This is a genomic window from Arthrobacter sp. Y81 (assembly GCF_002929335.1).
GTDB lineage: Bacteria > Actinomycetota > Actinomycetes > Actinomycetales > Micrococcaceae > Arthrobacter.
On sequence record NZ_PJIL01000018.1, the window covers coordinates 1 to 15,295 of the forward strand.

14 protein-coding genes are annotated in these 15,295 nt (G+C 67.2%); 11 read left to right on the forward strand and 3 right to left on the reverse strand.

The annotated features are described in order from the left end of the window. Positions 1-78: 78 nt before the first annotated feature. The gene (locus CXQ91_RS19450) at positions 79-426 is read right to left on the reverse strand and encodes a DUF1508 domain-containing protein (RefSeq protein ID WP_104175537.1); all 348 of its coding nucleotides are present in this window, start codon (positions 424-426) and stop codon (positions 79-81) included. A 239-nt stretch (positions 427-665) separates the two neighbouring features. Here CXQ91_RS19450 and CXQ91_RS19455 point away from each other — a divergent pair, with 239 nt between their 5' ends. The 3 genes from CXQ91_RS19455 (at position 666) to CXQ91_RS19470 (ending at position 3,059) form a co-directional block, all read left to right on the forward strand. Then, positions 666-1,112 (forward strand): isochorismatase family protein, encoded by a 447-nt coding sequence (locus tag CXQ91_RS19455; protein WP_104175538.1) that lies wholly within the window; start codon positions 666-668, stop codon positions 1,110-1,112. Between the two features lie 108 nt (positions 1,113-1,220). Beyond that, positions 1,221-2,324, forward strand: a complete 1,104-nt coding sequence (locus tag CXQ91_RS19460; RefSeq protein ID WP_104175620.1) for an FAD-dependent oxidoreductase — start codon at positions 1,221-1,223, stop codon at positions 2,322-2,324. A 570-nt stretch (positions 2,325-2,894) separates the two neighbouring features. Then, positions 2,895-3,059, forward strand: a complete 165-nt coding sequence (locus CXQ91_RS19470; RefSeq protein WP_181038960.1) for a hypothetical protein — start codon at positions 2,895-2,897, stop codon at positions 3,057-3,059. Here CXQ91_RS19470 and CXQ91_RS19475 read toward each other — a convergent pair. After that, the gene (locus tag CXQ91_RS19475; protein WP_104175540.1) at positions 3,056-4,033 is read right to left on the reverse strand and encodes a LacI family DNA-binding transcriptional regulator; all 978 of its coding nucleotides are present in this window, start codon (positions 4,031-4,033) and stop codon (positions 3,056-3,058) included. The two genes, CXQ91_RS19470 and CXQ91_RS19475, sit on opposite strands and share 4 nt — an antisense overlap. 247 nt (positions 4,034-4,280) lie before the next feature. Here CXQ91_RS19475 and CXQ91_RS19480 point away from each other — a divergent pair, with 247 nt between their 5' ends. Genes CXQ91_RS19480 through CXQ91_RS19490 form a run of 3 tightly spaced genes read left to right on the forward strand, consistent with a single transcriptional unit; the run spans position 4,281 to position 7,726 of the window. Continuing rightward, a complete protein-coding gene (locus CXQ91_RS19480) occupies positions 4,281-5,324 on the forward strand; it encodes a nucleoside hydrolase (RefSeq protein WP_104175541.1) in 1,044 nt (347 codons plus the stop codon). Beyond that, a complete protein-coding gene (locus CXQ91_RS19485; protein ID WP_104175542.1) occupies positions 5,325-6,749 on the forward strand; it encodes an MFS transporter in 1,425 nt (474 codons plus the stop codon). It begins immediately after the preceding gene. Then, the gene (locus tag CXQ91_RS19490) at positions 6,746-7,726 is read left to right on the forward strand and encodes a ribokinase (RefSeq protein WP_104175543.1); all 981 of its coding nucleotides are present in this window, start codon (positions 6,746-6,748) and stop codon (positions 7,724-7,726) included. Before CXQ91_RS19485 ends, CXQ91_RS19490 begins: the two co-directional genes overlap by 4 nt. A 521-nt stretch (positions 7,727-8,247) precedes the next feature. Here the strand turns inward: CXQ91_RS19490 and CXQ91_RS19495 are convergent. Next, positions 8,248-8,937, reverse strand: coding sequence for a GntR family transcriptional regulator (locus CXQ91_RS19495; protein WP_104175544.1), 690 nt, complete (start codon positions 8,935-8,937; stop codon positions 8,248-8,250). 106 nt (positions 8,938-9,043) lie between these two features. Here CXQ91_RS19495 and CXQ91_RS19500 point away from each other — a divergent pair, with 106 nt between their 5' ends. The 5 genes from CXQ91_RS19500 (at position 9,044) to CXQ91_RS19520 (ending at position 15,241) form a co-directional block, all read left to right on the forward strand. After that, entirely contained in the window at positions 9,044-9,802 is a 759-nt protein-coding gene (locus tag CXQ91_RS19500) for a LamB/YcsF family protein (RefSeq protein ID WP_104175545.1), read from the forward strand. 135 nt (positions 9,803-9,937) lie between these two features. Continuing rightward, on the forward strand, positions 9,938-11,269 hold the full coding sequence (locus CXQ91_RS19505) for an MFS transporter (RefSeq protein WP_104175546.1): 1,332 nt from the start codon (positions 9,938-9,940) through the stop codon (positions 11,267-11,269). A 49-nt stretch (positions 11,270-11,318) separates the two neighbouring features. Then, positions 11,319-13,004: a 5-oxoprolinase/urea amidolyase family protein gene (locus CXQ91_RS19510; RefSeq protein WP_104175547.1), complete on the forward strand. Its 1,686-nt coding sequence runs from the start codon at positions 11,319-11,321 to the stop codon at positions 13,002-13,004. 7 nt (positions 13,005-13,011) lie between these two features. After that, entirely contained in the window at positions 13,012-14,760 is a 1,749-nt protein-coding gene (locus tag CXQ91_RS19515) for a biotin carboxylase N-terminal domain-containing protein (protein ID WP_104175548.1), read from the forward strand. A 100-nt stretch (positions 14,761-14,860) separates the two neighbouring features. Next, entirely contained in the window at positions 14,861-15,241 is a 381-nt protein-coding gene (locus tag CXQ91_RS19520) for a nuclear transport factor 2 family protein (RefSeq protein ID WP_104175549.1), read from the forward strand. Positions 15,242-15,295: the final 54 nt, after the last annotated feature.

Here is a 15,295-nt window from a genome sequence, read left to right on the forward strand (position 1 = left end):
CAAGCCCCACTCCACTCGGAGGTCTTCTTTTTGTCACCTAACCACGCCGCACGTTCCTAACGTCCGTGGACAATACACCTAGGCTGCGCCGGACCAGTGCAGCGCAGCCGCGGCCCGCCGTGCCGTCGCATGGATGCGGAAGGCATCCACTGTTGTCCGCTGCGGTTCGCAGGCCGGAAGGACAGGGACTGCCAGCGCGGCAGCTGGTACCGGTACCGGAATGCCGGCCGGAGCCGACCCGCCGGCCGGGCAAAGGTCGCTGATCAGCCCCATGCCCGCACATTCGCGGACCGCCTCGATGCCCGCCACTGCCGCCGCTTTGTCGCTGAACGCAGCCGACACAGCCAGTTCTGTTCCGTCAGGGGCGGTGAGCCTGAACCGGTACTGGGCCTCTGCGTCAACGAAAACTTCAAATTTGCCGGCCATAACTAATCCTTCCGGTGGGCGGAGCCTGTCCCCCAGCGGCTTCGCCGCGCACAGGCCGAACGCATCTCTGCGAACAAATCCGCTGGTCTGGTCGAACGATCAGAATTGATCGGTTCATCAAGTGCTTCAAGTCTGTCGTGGTCCCTTGTACCCTCACAAGACCGATCGAGTTAAGCCCACGTAAAATGCATGCGACGGATGCCAAACCGGGATCCGTCCACTGCGCAGAGGAGCTCGTCATGACCAAACTGTCAGATCGACCCAACACCGCCTTGATGGTGATCGACGTGCAGAACGGCGTTGTGGCCGACGTGCACCAGCACGATGAGGTGGTGGCCAACATCGCCAGGCTCGTCGAAAAGGCCCGCGACGAAGGAGTGCCGATCGTCTGGGTCCAGCACTCGGACGAGCAGCTGAAGAAGGGGAGCGAAGCCTGGGCGTTCGTCCCGGAACTGAAACGCCGGGAACCGGAACCGCTGGTGCACAAGTCGTTCGCGGACTCCTTCGAGGACACCGACCTGGAAGAGGTGCTGGCCGGGGCCGGGATCGGACGCCTGGTTGTGGCCGGCGCGCAGACGGACGAATGCATCCGGGCCACGCATACGAACCTCTACTGGAAGTACCACACGGCTCCGGGGCGGACGGCTGCGGTTGAGGACACAAAGGATGTGACTTTCGCGGGCTGAGGCGGGCAACCTGGCCCCGCGGACCCGGACCACCGGCCGGATTGGCAGAATAGGAACCGGCAACAGGCCTCAAGAGGAGGCTTCGGGACTGGGTTGGGTGGAGCTGTGGTGGAAGTTGATGTCGTTGTGGTCGGCGGAGGGGCGATGGGATCTGCGGCCGCGTGGCAGCTTTCCCGCCGTGGCCGGTCTGTTGTCCTTCTGGAGCAGTTCGAGCAAGGGCACCACATCGGCGCTTCCCATGGTGCGACCCGCAATTTCAACATGGCGTACGCGGAGGCCGACTACCTCGACCTGGTTGCCGAGGCCAAGGATCTCTGGGACGAGCTCGCCGTCGAAGCGGGCGGGCAGCTCCTGGACCTCGTGGGCCTGGTGAATCACGGCAACGTCAGCCGGCTGCAGGCCGTCCGCTCGGCGCACGCCGAGCGGGGCATCGAAAGCCACTTCATTCCGGCGTCGGAGGCGGCCACCCGCTGGCAGGGCATGAACTTCCGGGGCGACGTCCTGGTGGTTCCCGGCTCGGGGCGTGTCCGCGCCGCCGAGGCCCTGGCGGCGCTGCGCCAGGCCGCGGAGGCAGACGGTGCGCGCTTCGAGTATTCGACGCCGGTCCGTGACATCCGCGTCGCCGGCGACGACCGTGCCGTCGTCGTGACGGACTCAGCCGAGATCACCGCGCGCCGCGTTGTGGTCACCGCCGGTGCCTGGACCGACAAGCTTGTAGGAAACCTGGTCAGTCTTCCAAGGCTCGTGGTGACCCAGGAGCAACCCGCGCATTTCACGCCGCTGGATGACTCGCTGGTCTGGCCCAGCTTCAACCACAACCCCGCCCCGGACGATCCCCGGGACTCCTACTGGTACAGCCCGGTTTACGGAATGCTCACTCCGGGTGAGGGGATCAAGGCCGGCTGGCACGGCGTGGGGCCGGTGACCGACCCCGACGCCCGCAGCTTTATCCCCGAACCAGTCCAGCTGGAGGCGCTGGCGCGGTACGTCCGTGAGTGGCTCCCGGGCCTTGATCCGGCATCGGCTGTTCCGATCAGCTGCACGTACACCAGCACCGCCAACGAGGACTTTGTGCTGGACCGCTTTGGCCCGGTCGTCGTCGGAGCCGGCTTCTCCGGGCACGGTTTCAAGTTCACTCCGGCAGTGGGCCGGGTGCTTGCGGACCTGGCCGACGGCGGTGCTGCACCGGCCCGCTTCACAGCCCGCCGTTAAGGCCTGGCCGGCGGTCAGCAGGCCGGAATCCGCTGTAGAGGGTACCGTTGGATGACATGTGCAACGGTCGACTGGTTCTCTGCGTCCTCGCGGTGCTGTCCGTCGTCGCCGCCGGTATTCTGGCCTTGGCGGTGCCCGCAAGCGCTGAGCCGTGTCCTGACAAACAGGTTCCGGCTGCCGCTGGAGGGTTCTGCGTGAAAGGCGGCCCGCCTTCCCCGGCTGAACCGGACAGCCCCGGACCCGGGCAGGGCGGAGCACGTCCCGCCGAAACTAGGCCCTTTGTCACCGGTTCCGACGTGGAAAGCGTGTCGTCCCAGGGAGCTGTGACCGGCCAGGGATCGTCGCCGACGCCAGCAACATCCGCCGGAGCGCAGCCAGCCGCAGCCTTGGCTACCCCTCCGGCGGTGACGCCTTCGCCGCTGTCCCGGTCCGCCCGGACGTTGGCCGCGGCACCGCCGGGTTCCAGCAGGGCTGAGCAGGGGACCGTCCCCGTGGCCGGATACCTGATTGCCGTCGGCGGCGGGATGCTGCTGCTCTCCTCAGTTTTCGGTTTCATGAGGATCCGCCCCGGTGCCCAGGCCCGGTCGTGATGTCCGCAAGTTCTTCCCGGGGGTTGAGGAGTACTCCAAATACCTCAACTACGCCGTCTATGCCGCGATTGCGGCCACCGTTGCGTGGTTGTCGGTCAGGGCGTACCGGCGGCAGCGGGAGCGCGTCGGCCAGAACGGGCGCTAGGCTGTGGAGCCGCGGACAACCAGCGAACTCTCCAGCGTCACCTGCGGCTGCTCCAAGGGGCGGCCCTCCATGAGGAAGCGCAGTTGCTCGCCGGCCTTCAGCCCCAGGGGAGTGGCCGGGAGGTGCACGCTGGTCAGGCTGGGATTGCTGGTCGCTGAATACGGCAGGTCGTCGAAGCCCGCCACCGCCAGTTCTTCGGGGATCCGGACTCCCGCGACTCGGGCTTCCTGAAGCACGCCATAGGCGTGCGTGTCGGTGCCGCACACGACGGCGGTGACACCGTGCCGCTGCCACTGCGGCCAGGCGAGGGCGAATGCCGCGGCGGCTGCCCCGACGTCGATCGTGGTGCTGATGATGCATCCGGGCGGTACTGAAATCCCGCGCACCGAGGCCTCCTCAAGGAACGCGCTGCGCCTCACCTCGAAGGTGGCCGTTCCGGTCACGCTGTCCACGTAGGCAACACGCTTGTGCCCCGATGCGGCCAGGTGCGCCGCCAGCTCCCGTGCGCCATGCGCCACATCGAGGTTCACTGACGGGGCGTAGCCCTCCAGCCCCGGGGCGTCGAGCAGCACCAGCGGCCCGGCCGCGGACAGCTCTTCCAGGAACTCGGCGTTGGGGGCGTCCACCAGCAGGCCGGCGGGCCGGAGAGCCATCAGCCTCCTGACGTCGTCGGCCTGGGGGAACTCGCCGGCGTCGGTGACGGACAGCAGCAGCTGATAGTCGGAACCAAGGGATTCCCGCACGCCGGCGATCACTTTGGCAAAGAACGGGTTGGAAATATCCGGCGCCACCAGGATGACAATCGAGCTCACGCCCTTGGCCAGGGAGCTGCCAATGCCGTCCACCACGTAGCCCAGCTCGGCGATGGCTTCGCGCACGCGCGAGATGTTGTCCTCGGACACGCGGCCGCGGGTCTTGCCGTTGGCCACCAGGGAAACGGTGGCCGTTGACACGCCGGCACGGGCGGCAACCATTGCCGCGGTAACCCTCGGCGCCGTAGCCCTCGGTCCGCCCGGTGGCTGCTGAACGTGTTGCGCGGATTCCATACCTCGATCGTAGTCGGCGCAAGTCGCCGTCGTGTCTGTCCATGCCCCGCTTGGCATCAAGCGCTTAACGTAAATCACGTTAAGCGCTTGACGTAAACCTTCGGAAGTGCCATGATCACCCTGATTGCTTTAGCGCCCTGCTGAACGCCCGGCCCTTCGGGCAAGCCCCAATGACGTGGAGATAGACGTGGACCCCAACCCCGTGAACCCTGACCGCAAGAAGATCATCCTGGACTGCGATCCCGGCCATGACGACGCCGTGGCGCTGCTGCTTGCGCACGGCAACCCTGACATCGAGCTGCTTGCCGTTACCACTGTCGTGGGCAACCAGACCCTCGAAAAGGTCACCCGAAACGCCCTCTCGGTAGGCACTATCGCCGGCATCACGGGCGTCCCGTTTGCCGCCGGCTGCGACCGTCCGCTGGTGCGCACCATCGAAACCGCGCCGGACATCCACGGCGAAACCGGCATGGACGGCCCCGCCCAGCCGGAGTCCGCCATCGAGCTGGACCCGCGCCACGCCGTCGACCTCATCATCGACACGATCATGGCGCACGAACCGGGCACCGTGACCCTGGTCCCCACCGCCGGACTCACCAACATCGCCATGGCCGCCCGCAAGGAGCCCCGGATTGTTGAACGCGTCAAGGAAGTCGTCCTTATGGGCGGCGGCTACCACGTGGGCAACTGGAGCGCCGTGGCCGAGTTCAACATCATCATCGACCCCGAAGCCGCGCACATCGTGTTCAACGAGAAGTGGCCCGTGGTGATGGTGGGCCTGGACCTCACGCACCAGGCCCTGGCCACCCCGGCGGTTGTCGAGAAGATCGCCGCTGTGGGTACCAAGCCGGCCAGGTTCGTGATGGAACTGATGGAGTTCTTCACCAAGACCTACAAGGACGCCCAGGGGTTCGACTACCCGCCCGTCCACGACCCGTGCGCCGTCGCCTATGTGATCGATCCGAACATCGTCACCACGCGGAAGGTCCCGGTGGACATCGAACTGCAGGGCAAGCTGACCCTCGGGATGACCGTGGCGGATTTCCGGGCCCCCGCGCCCGCTGACTGCCACACCTCGGTCGCCGTCGACCTGGACCACGGACGGTTCTGGGACCTCGTCACCGACGCGCTCATCCGGATCGGTGAACCGGATCTCCAACCTGCCGGCGGACCCCGGCAGTCCGAACGTGCCGGCGCAGCAGCCGGAGGGGTCAAGTAAATGGCCACCGTCACTGAAACCAAGACCACCCGCGGCAACGTGACCGCTTTGATGGTCGCCCTGCTGGCCGCCTGCGTGGCCTTCCAGCTCAACGCCTCCATGCTCAGCCCGGCCCTGGTGACCATGGGCAATGAACTCAACACCGACCAGGCCGTCATTGGCCTGTCCCAGACGTGGTTCTTCACCGCAGCCGCACTGTTCTCCCTTTTCCTGCCGCGCCTGAGCGACATCATCGGCCGGAAGAAGATCCTGATCGGCATGATGCTGCTGATGGCCGTCGGTTCGGTCATCGCCGCGCTGGCCCCGGACGTCACCTGGCTCTTTGTGGGCCGCATCATCCAGGGCGTCAGCGGGCCCACCGTGCCCCTGTGCCTGATCATGCTGCGCTCCGCCGTCAGCAACCCGCGAAAATACGGCACGCTCATGGGCCTCATCACGGCCGTCAACGGCGGCGTGGCCGGCGTGGACTCCTTCGTGGGCGGCTACTTCGCCGAGCACTTCGGCTTCCGCAGCATCTTCTGGCTCATGGTGGTCCTTGCGCTCGTGGCCACGGCCCTGGTGGCGCTCCTGGCCGGCGAAAGCAAGCCTGCGGCCGGCACCACCATGGACTGGCTCGGCGTGTTCTTCATCGTGGTCGCCGTCGGCGCACTGCTCACCGCCCTCAACGAGGGCTCCAAACTTGTCGGCGGCTTCTCCGCGGGCACCCTGATGCTGGCCGTCGCGCTGGTGGCGGTGGCCGCCGTGGCCTTCTTCGCTTTCTGGACCGTGGAGAAGCGCTCCAAGCAGCCCATGGTGGAAACAGTCCACCTGCGCCAGCGCTCCACCTGGGCTCCCTTGCTGACCACCACGCTGACCATGACCGGAATCTTCGCCGTCATCAACGGCATCGTTCCCGCCTACGTGCAGGCGGCCGCTCCCGGGTTCGGCGTAGGGCCCACCGAGATGTCGCTAATCATCCTGACCCCCTACGCGCTGCTCGGCTGGCTGGTTGGTCCCATCAGCGGAAAGCTGGCGCCGGTCCTGGGCTACACGAAGGTGCTGCGCATCGGACTGCTGGGCAGCATCGCCGCTCTAGCCCTGATCGCATTCTTCGGCCTGGGCAGCCTGCCGATGATGATTGCCGGAACGGTATTGCTGGGCATCATGTACGCCGGTACGGTCAACATCATGCTGAACGGACTCGGAGTTGTGCTCTCTCCCGCCGGAAACCCGGGATTCCTGCCCGGAATGAACGCGGGCGCCTTCAACCTCGGCGCCGGCCTGAGCTTCCTGGTGCTGCCCGCCGTGCTGGTGGCAACGTCGGCCCTCGGCGACGCGAAGGCGTCCTACCTGACCGTCGTGGTTGTCGGCCTGGTCATCACCGTTGCGGCTTTCGGTGCCTCGCTCCTGATCCCCAAGCCGGTTGAGGCTGAGGTGGCCGAGTGAGTGCCGGGACAGCCGGAACGCGCGGCCGGATCGTCGTCGTCGGGTCTCTCAACGCCGACCTGACCATCTACTGCGAACGCCTCCCGCTGCCGGGGGAGACGGTCCACGGCACCGGGTTCGCCGTCAACCCCGGCGGCAAGAGCGCCAACCAGGCCGTCGCGGCCAGCCTGCTGGGCGGGGCTGTCAGCCTTATCGGCGCAGTGGGGGACGACGCCAACGGCGAGATGCTCCAGGCCTCCACCGCAGGAGCCGGGGTGGACATCTCGCACGTGCGCACCTCCCAGTCCGCCGCCACGGGAGTCGCCGTGATCGCGGTGGACGCGCACGGCGAGAACAACATTATTATCTCGGCGGGAGCCAACGGAACCCTTGCTCCCGCCGACGTCGCGGCGTCGGCGGACGCGTTCGACGGCGCCTCCGTGGTGTGCCTCTGCCTGGAGGTCAGTCTCGAAACCGTGGAAGCCGCCGCACGGACGGGGCACGACGCCGGCGCAACAGTCCTGCTGAACCTCTCGCCGTTCGGCGAGATCCCGCAGAGTCTTGCGGACCTAACCGACGTCCTGCTGGTCAACGCCCATGAGGCGTCGCTGTTCCTCGGATCCGAGGGCGCGGGTTCAGGGGGGATGCCGGGCGCCGAAGCGGACGACGTCGACTGGGACCACGTGCGGCAGCGGTTCGCCGAGCGCGGGCTGCAGCGCGTCCTGGTCACCCTGGGGTCCAACGGGTCCGTTGTCCTGGATTCGCTGGCCGCCGGGGCTGAACGGGTCACCCGGATCGCGCCAGTCAGGGTCAACGCCATGGACACCACGGGAGCGGGCGACGCCTTCACCGGAGCCGTGGCCGCACGGATTGCCGCCGGTGATCCGCTGGCCGAGGCTGCAGCCTTTGCCTCCGTGGCGGCGGCAATCGCTGCCACCAGAAAGGGCACCCAGGCCGCCTACGCCGGAATCGTTGACGTGGAGCGGATGCGGGGTTAGGCAAGTCGCAGCATTGAGGGTTCCTGTGACCCCGGTGGCTGTGACCTGTGATGCCGGCGACGCACAGCCCAGCAGGGCTGGTCGACGCTGAACTGGAGCAGTTTAGGCCAAGCGGGGGTCTCAGGAGGGCTGTTCCGCCTGTCCTCCGGGGCGGATCCAGGGGCGAAATCGTCTTGCAAGCAGAGGGGCGAAACGCGTGTCGAGGGTTTCTCTCCTCTGTTTGAACCGCTCCTAGTTAAACGCCGATAGCCGACGTTACGTCAAGCTTTGGCGCTCAGAAGGGGCTGAACTTCCGTTGGAGGTGGCTACGTATCCATCACCCCTCCCTGTCGGGTCCGACGAAAGGATCTGTTATCGGCGTTCCCCATCCGGCAGATAGTCGGGCCCGCCCCATTCAAGCAACGGGCCATTGAGGCCAATTCCTTTAGTCACCAGTCTCGGGTACCCGCTAGCGTCATGAGAAGCCGCGTAACCCTGGACTAGGCCGCCGGCCATTTTCGCATGAATGAAACCGCGCCGCCCTACTCCCCGTGAACCTCCGCCTGCTTCTCCTCGGACCGGTCCAGGTACGCCAGCAGCAGCTCGGCGGCGCGCTCGAGTTCGCCTGCCTCCAACGCGGCGCAGATCTCCTCGTTGTCCTTGAGGTACCCGCTGTAGAAGTGCGCATCCATCGTGGCCTTGTGGAAGAACAGGCGCATCTCGGCCAGGACCTGGGCCATGATGGTGTTCAGCCGGCGGCTCCCCGCCAGGGCCACGATCGCCTTGTGGAAGTGCTGGTTTGCCGTGCCCAGCCCTTCGTCGTCGTTCGCGGCGGCCGCGAGCCTGCCTTCCTCCACCGCCGCCCGGACGGCGGCCACAGCCTCGGGGCTGCCCCCGCCGCGGATGGCGCTGACTTCGATCACCCGGCGAACAGTGTAGACATCGTGGATATCGCCGGGTTCCAGGCTCGCCACAAAAACACCGCGGTTGGGGTGCCGGACCACCAGGCGTTCACTGGCGAGCTCGGCAAAGGCCTCACGGACGGTGTTCCGTGAAACGCCAAGGTCCTCCGCAATCGTGGATTCGGTCAGCCTTGCTCTCGGGAGAAGGATCCCTTCAGCCAGTTGCAGCCGGAGCTCATCAGCCACCCGGTCGGCCACTGACGGCACGGCTACGCGCAGCCTCGCTGCTGCGGGGGAGGTGCCTCGGACTGCTGTTTCTGAAGTGGCCATACTCCAGAATTTACACGATCGTCACATCGTTGAATCGAAGGATTGTTGAACAATCGCTAAATTTGGTGCATCCTAGTAGGAGTACATCAATGAGACGAGGATCACAATGGTTAGCATGGACCTGAATAGCGACGTAGGAGAATCCTTCGGTCGCTGGAGTCTGGGCGACGACACGGCGATGTTCAAGTCCGTGTCCAGCGCCAACGTGGCCTGCGGTTTCCACGCCGGCGACCCCACGGTCATCCGCCGCACCTGCCGCGAAGCAGTGCAAGCCGGCGTGATGATCGGAGCCCACGTGGGCTACCGCGACCTCTCCGGCTTCGGCCGCCGTTTCGTGGACGTGGATCCGAACGAACTGGCGGACGAGGTGGTCTACCAGATCGGCGCCCTGCAGGCACTGGCCGCCGCCGAAGGCGGCCGCGTCCGCTACGTCAAGCCGCACGGCGGCCTGTACAACGCGATTGTTTCCCACACCGCCCAGGCGCGCGCCGTCGTCGACGCCGTCAGGTCGGTCGATCCCGGACTGCCCATCCTTGGCCTGCCCGGCTCTGAGGTGCTGCGCCTCGCTGAAGCCGCTGGACTCCGCGGCGTGTCAGAAGCCTTCGCGGACCGCGCCTACAACCCCGACGGCACCCTCGTCTCCCGCTCGCTCCCCGGAGCCGTCCTGCATGACCCGGCCGAAGTGGCCGAACACGTCCTGCGCATGGCCACCGACTCCGCCATCCGCGCCGTGGACGGTTCCATCCTGAGAATCAATGCAGACAGCATCTGCGTCCATGGCGATTCCCCCGGGGCCGTTGCCATGGCTGTGGCAGTCAACGCTGCGCTTTCCGACGCCGGCATCACTATCAAAGCGTTCGTTTAAACAGCGTCGTCTAAACCGCGTTCGTCCAACCCCGTTAGCGCTCCGCGGAGTAAACAGCTCCGCCGAATAGCCGCTCCAGCAACGGCACCCCCACTCAGCACGCAGGCAGCACCACCGCACACCTGAAGGAAGACCATGACTACACACCACACGGCCGCCCGCACCGGCCGGAAAATCCCACCCGGAGCCCTGAAGGCGTATGTCGCCAGCCTCACCGGCACCTCGCTGGAGTACTACGACTTCGCCATCTACTCCGTGGCTTCGGCCCTCGTCTTCCCCAAGATCTTCTTCCCGGGCAATGACGAATTCGTCGGCCTCCTGCTCTCCTTCTCCGCCTTCGCGGTGGGTTACCTCGCACGTCCCATCGGCGGCGTGATCTTCGGCCGCCTGGGCGACAAGATCGGCCGCAAGCACGTCCTGGTGGTTACGCTCTTGCTGATCGGCATCGCCACCGTGCTCATCGGCCTGCTGCCCGACTACTCCGTGATCGGCGTCGCGGCCCCCACCATCCTGGTGCTCCTGCGCCTGGCCCAGGGCATCGGCGTCGGCGGCGAATGGGGCGGTGCCGTCCTGCTTTCCAGCGAATTCGGTGACGCCAACAAGCGCGGCTTCTGGTCCTCCGCCGCCCAGATCGGCCCGCCCGCCGGCAACCTGATGGCCAACGGAGTCCTGGCCCTCCTGGCCGCAACGCTCAGCACCGAAGCCTTCCTCTCCTGGGGCTGGCGCGTGGCCTTCCTCGCCTCCGCGCTGCTGGTTGTCTTCGGCCTGATCATCCGCCTCAAGCTTGAGGAAACCCCGGTGTTCAAGGCGATCCAGGCCCACGGTGAACAGCCCAAGGCCCCCATCACCGAGGTGTTCCGCAAGGAACCCCGCGCCCTTGTGGCCGCCGCCCTCTCCCGCGTCTGCCCCGACATCCTCTACGCCCTGTTCACCGTCTTCGTGGCCGTCTACGCCACCAAGGAACTCGGCATGACCACGGGCAACGTCCTCACGGCCATCCTCATCGGCTCGGCGTTCCAGCTGTTCCTGATCCCGCTGGCCGGCGCCCTCACGGACCGCTTCAACCGCCGCATGGTCTACGGCATCGCGGCTGTGGGCACCGCCCTCTACATCCCGCTGTTCTTCCTCATGATCGAGGGCAAGTCGGTGCTGATGCTGACCATCGGCGTTGTGATCGGCCTGGCCTTCCACGCCTTCATGTACGGCCCCCAGGCCGCCTACATCACCGAGCAGTTCCCGGCCCGGCTGCGCTACGCTGGCAGCTCGCTGGCCTACACCCTGGCCGGCGTGATCGGCGGCGCCGTGGCGCCGCTCATCTTCACCGCGCTCTACGCAGCCTCCGGTGACTGGTACCTGATCGCGGCGTACCTCCTGGTGGCCTCCGCCGTGACGGTTGTGGGACTGGCCCTCGGCCGGAACCCGCAGACCGCTGAAGAAGAGCGCCTCCTGGCGGACTCCCACGCCTAAGCGGCGCGGAAACCTGTTCGGTGCAAACCCAGTTCAAGCACTGCCAACGATGGAAGCGGTAGCAATGGAAACCCTGACCGTGCACAAGGTCCTCTCGGTGCGGGCCGTGGGAACGCGGGCGGTGCTCGCGGAGCTTTCCGGAACCCAGGACGTCCTCGCCCTGCAGACCCTGCTCCTCGAATCGCCGCTGCCGGGCCAGCAGGACGTGCTGGCGGCAGCGCAGACCGTTATGGTCCGTGCGGATTCGCCGGCGGCGGCCCGCCGCATGGGCGCACTCCTCATGGAGTTGGACCTCACGGCTCCGGTCCGGCAGGACGGTGGCCTGGTGTACATCGATACCGTGTACGACGGCGAGGATCTCGCCGAAGTGGGACGGCTCACCGGCCTGGGAACTGAGGGTGTCATTGAAGCCCATACCGGCCAGGTCTGGACGGTGGCTTTCGCCGGTTTCGCGCCGGGGTTCGGCTACATGGTGGGGGAGAACCAGGTGCTCGAAGTGCCGCGCCGGAGCTCACCGCGGACCGCTGTGCCCGCCGGATCGGTGGCGCTGGCGGGCAACTATTCGGCGGTGTACCCGCGCAAGTCCCCGGGCGGCTGGCAGCTGATCGGCCGGACCGGGGCCCGCATGTGGGATCTCGACCGGGACGAGCCGGCGCTGGCAAGTCCTGGCCACCGGGTCCAGTTCCGTGCCGTCCGCGATGTTGTGACCATGGCGCCGGAGTCCGCGGCATCCGGGGCGGCGCCTGCCTCCACGGTGCCAGCCCAGGAACCTGCCTCCGGGCTGCGGATTGTTTCACCCGGACTGCAGAGCCTCATCGAGGACCTCGGCCGGCACGGCCACTCCGCGCTGGGTGTCTCCGCGGCCGGTGCGCTGGACCGGGCCTCGCTGCGCCGGGCCAACCGGCTGGTGGGCAACGCCGCCTCGGCCGCAGCCATCGAAAGCGTCGCGGGCGGGCTCAGGGTCCAGGCCGTCGGGGACCAGGTCGTGGCCGTTGCAGGGGCGCCGTCGGCGCTGACCGTCGACTCGCCGTCGGACGCTGGATCAGACTCAGACCCGGACGAGCCCGCACGCCAGCGCACCGTTCCCATGGCCACCCCGTTCGCCCTGCACGACGGCGAAATCCTGACCCTCGGCGCACCGGAGGCCGGCTTCCGCAGCTACCTTGCGGTCCGCGGCGGTGTGGACGCCGCCCCGGTACTGGGCAGCCGCTCCACGGATACCATGTCCGGCATCGGGCCGGCGCCGCTTGCCGCCGGCCAGGTCCTGGCATCCGGCGACGTCACCGAATCCGGCGTTGTGGGCCATCCCGAACTCCAGCCGGACCTTCCCGGGGACGGCGTTACGGTGCTGGACATTGTGCTGGGTCCGCGGGCCGACTGGTTCGACGAGGCCGCCCTTGAGTCCCTCTGCGGGCAGGACTGGGTAGTGAAGCCCCAGTCCAACCGTGTCGGCATGCGGCTGGACGGCACGCCGCTGGAACGCAGCCGGGAAGGCGAACTGCCCAGCGAAGGCACCGTGGCCGGAGCCATCCAGGTCCCGCCCGAAGGCCTGCCTGTGCTCTTCCTGGCCGACCATCCGATCACGGGCGGCTACCCGGTGATCGGCGTGGTGGTGGACCACCAGCTTGATCTGGCCGCCCAGGTGCCGATCGGCGGCAGCATCCGCTTCCGCCGTGTCCCCGAACAGACCTCCCCTGAACAGACTGCCCCCGAACAGACTTCCCAAGAAAAGTGAGTAACTGATGCGCAAGGTCCTGATCGCCAACCGTGGTGAAATCGCCGTCCGGATTGCCCGAGCCTGCGAGGACGCCCAGCTGGAATCCGTCGCCGTCTATGCGGACATCGACGCCGATGCCATGCACGTCGGTGCCGCCAGCGAAGCCTTCAGCCTGGGCGGGAACTCCCCGGCTGACACCTACCTGAACATCCCCAAACTGCTGGACGTCGCGGCAAGGGCCGGAGCGGACGCCGTCCATCCCGGCTACGGCTTCCTGTCCGAGAACGCCGATTTCGCCCAGGCTGTACTTGATGCGGGACTTGCCTGGATCGGCCCCACTCCGGAAGCCATCAGGCAGCTCGGCAACAAGATCACCGCCCGCGAGATCGCCGTCCGCGCCGGAGCCCCGCTCGTCGCCGGCAGCGACGGGCCCGTGGATACCGCCGCGGAGGCCCGCGCCTTCGCCGAACAGCACGGCCTCCCCATCGCCATCAAGGCGGCCTTCGGCGGCGGCGGCCGCGGGCTGAAGGTGGTCCGGAACATGGACGAGATCGAGGAAGCCTTCGACTCCGCCGTCCGGGAGGCCGTGGCGGCCTTCGGGCGCGGCGAATGCTTCGTGGAGCGCTACCTGGACCGTCCGCGCCACGTCGAGGCCCAGGTCCTGGCGGACACCCACGGCAACGTCGTCGTCGTCGGAACCCGCGACTGCTCCCTCCAGCGCCGTCACCAGAAGCTCGTCGAGGAGGCACCCGCACCGTTCCTCAGCGACGACCAGCGGCAGCAGATCTACGACGCCGCCAAGGCAGTCTGCCGGGAAGCCGGCTATTCCGGCGCCGGCACCGTGGAATTCCTGGTCGCTGCCGACGGTACCGTGGCGTTCCTCGAGGTGAACACCCGGCTGCAGGTGGAGCACCCCATCACCGAGGAAACCACCGGGATCGACCTGGTCCAGGAGCAGTTCCGCATCGCCGCCGGGGAACGCCTGCGCATCACGGCGGACCCCGAACCCCGCGGCCACTCCTTCGAGTTCCGGCTCAACGCCGAGGATGTGGGGCGCGGCTTCCTGCCCTCACCCGGCACCATCGCAGAATTCCGCGGCCCCACCGGCCCGGGCATCCGCCTGGACACCGGCGTCCGCTCCGGCTCCTTCGTGGCGCCGCAGTTCGACTCCCTCCTCGCCAAGCTGATCGTCACCGGCGCGGACCGCCAGCAGGCCCTGCGCCGGGCACGCCGCGCCCTGGCGGAAATCGAGATCACCGGGGTGGCCACCGTGCTGCCGTTCCACCGCGCCGTGCTCGAATCCCCGGACTTCACCTCCGAGACCGGGCTGGGCATCCACACGCGCTGGATCGAAACCGACTTCGCGGACCGGATCCCGGCGGATCCCGGCTACAGCACCGACGTGCCCGACGGCGAACGCCGCACCATCACCGTTGACGTGGACGGCCGCCGCCTGGCCGTCGGCCTTCCCGCGGACCTGCTGGCTGGCTGGGCAAGCTCCGGCGGGGCCCTCCCCGCCGGGGTCTCGGTGGATTCCGACGGCGACGCTGCCGCCGCTGATCCGGGCGAGCTGCGCGCCGACATGGCCGGAACCGTGGTGAAGTGGCTCGTGGAGCCGGGCGCCGAAGTGTCGGCGGGGGACGCCGTCGTCGTGCTTGAAGCGATGAAGATGGAAACCCAGGTCGCGGCGCACCGCGACGGCACGGTGAGCGGCATCCGCACCAAAGCCGGCGGCGTGGTGGCTTCCGGAGCGGTGCTGGCGCTGATCGGATAGGCGCACCAGGGGACCAAATACCGTGGCGCCGGCCAAAGTTCAGGAGGAAAATGCGAAACGTTAGCCAAACGTCGAGCGCTCCAGGAATCGGGTCCGAACCGTGGATGAACCAAGTGCAAACGAGAAAGTAGTCAACCGGCTGATCGCCTGCATCAATGACCGGCACGTTGAAATCATGGACGAGCTCTTTCATGACGACGCCGTGATGCACTGGCCGCAATCCGGAGAACTTGTGCGCGGCGCCGAAAACCGCCGGGGAATCTATAACGCCTTCCCGCAGCTGCCCACCATCACGCCGCGTCGGCTGACCAGTGGCGGGAACCTGGTGGTTGCCGAGGCCCTGCTGGATTACGGCGGACCGCAGTATGAAACGGTGTTCATCTTCGAATTCCGGGACGGCAGGATCGCCAGGGAAACGGCCTACTGGAGCGAGGCGTTCGACGCGCCGGAATGGCGCGCCCAGTGGGTTGAAAAAACCTAGCGTAAACTCCGCCGCGCCGTACAGTAACATTTCCTGCCCGTCACGGCAGGACGG

Excerpts from the sequence above, each read along its gene's own strand:
- CXQ91_RS19450 (WP_104175537.1), bottom strand. The coding sequence starts at position 426 with ATGGCCGGCAAATTTGAAGTTTTCGTTGACGCAGAGGCCCAGTACCGG.
- CXQ91_RS19455 (WP_104175538.1), top strand. The coding sequence starts at position 666 with ATGACCAAACTGTCAGATCGACCCAACACCGCCTTGATGGTGATCGAC.
- CXQ91_RS19475 (WP_104175540.1), bottom strand. The coding sequence starts at position 4,033 with ATGGTTGCCGCCCGTGCCGGCGTGTCAACGGCCACCGTTTCCCTGGTG.
- CXQ91_RS19485 (WP_104175542.1), top strand. The coding sequence starts at position 5,325 with ATGGCCACCGTCACTGAAACCAAGACCACCCGCGGCAACGTGACCGCT.
- CXQ91_RS19495 (WP_104175544.1), bottom strand. The coding sequence starts at position 8,937 with ATGGCCACTTCAGAAACAGCAGTCCGAGGCACCTCCCCCGCAGCAGCG.
- CXQ91_RS19500 (WP_104175545.1), top strand. The coding sequence starts at position 9,044 with ATGGTTAGCATGGACCTGAATAGCGACGTAGGAGAATCCTTCGGTCGC.
- CXQ91_RS19505 (WP_104175546.1), top strand. The coding sequence starts at position 9,938 with ATGACTACACACCACACGGCCGCCCGCACCGGCCGGAAAATCCCACCC.
- CXQ91_RS19510 (WP_104175547.1), top strand. The coding sequence starts at position 11,319 with ATGGAAGCGGTAGCAATGGAAACCCTGACCGTGCACAAGGTCCTCTCG.
- CXQ91_RS19515 (WP_104175548.1), top strand. The coding sequence starts at position 13,012 with ATGCGCAAGGTCCTGATCGCCAACCGTGGTGAAATCGCCGTCCGGATT.